The sequence below is a fragment of the Clostridium sp. DFI.1.208 genome (assembly GCF_024463855.1).
Taxonomy (GTDB): Bacteria; Bacillota_I; Bacilli_A; order Erysipelotrichales; family Erysipelotrichaceae; genus Clostridium_AQ.
This window is the reverse complement of record NZ_JANGCA010000169.1, coordinates 1-802: the sequence shown is the minus strand read 5'-3', so window position 1 is coordinate 802 and position 802 is coordinate 1. Positions and strand designations below refer to the sequence as shown.

General features: G+C 40.0%; 1 protein-coding gene. It reads right to left on the bottom strand.

Annotated elements, in window-relative coordinates; all coding sequences use genetic code 11:
• Positions 1 to 400 (bottom strand): replication initiation factor domain-containing protein (locus NE665_RS23880; protein ID WP_256302699.1); only part of this gene is annotated, 400 nt, incomplete at its 3' end.
• Between the last annotated feature and the right edge of the window lie 402 nt (positions 401 to 802).

The following is an 802-nucleotide window of genomic DNA, read 5'->3' as shown; positions in this document are numbered from 1 at the left end:
TGCTTTCGTCAAAGTGGTAGCCCTCACTATTAGAAATAAATTCCTCTTTTTCGCATTTCTTCTTTATCTGCTCTATGGTAAAGAATGGCTTTTCGTTCTTATCATCAATGGCAATATCAAGTCTTGTGAAATGAAAGTTATCCAGTCCGTATCTTCGCTCACAGCGTCGAAACATATCCCCAAAGGTATAATTCCTACTGTCGAGAATACGGAAAATATCATCACAACCTCTGCCAGTCATAACAAGATAACAGCCTAGCCCCTGTGGGTTATCCTCTGTCTTTCTTGCGTCCCCCGATACATAAATATCTCCAATCTGCCAGCGTGCTTGATAAGTCTTGAATTTTATCATTGCTGGATAAACATTGAAAATGTCAGTCGGTAAATCTAAAATGTGCATGATTATATCTTCAGCGGTTGCCGTTTCAAATACAATGCTGATGTAATCAATCTTAACGGATAAATTTTTGTGTGTAGTTATAGTGCATTGCTCCTTTCGTATGCCCCGTTTTTTGCGGGTAAAAATCGTGTTTTTTCCTTTATTTATCACAGTTTCTAGGTACTATGACATGTATACGCAGGGCGGTGTTACATATACGCCCTTTATGAACGCCTAAAGGCGTTCCCTTTCTTCCTGTGTCTGATCCGTTCTTAACGCTCACGAGCCTTGTAAGACTCGTGGCTAAACGGAACAGCCCCAGTCAGAAACCTTATTTTCGGTCTGATAGTCCATGCTTATTCATGCTATCAAAATGAAAATACATCTTTTCTATGCTTACTCAAGCGTGTGATTGACCCTAGC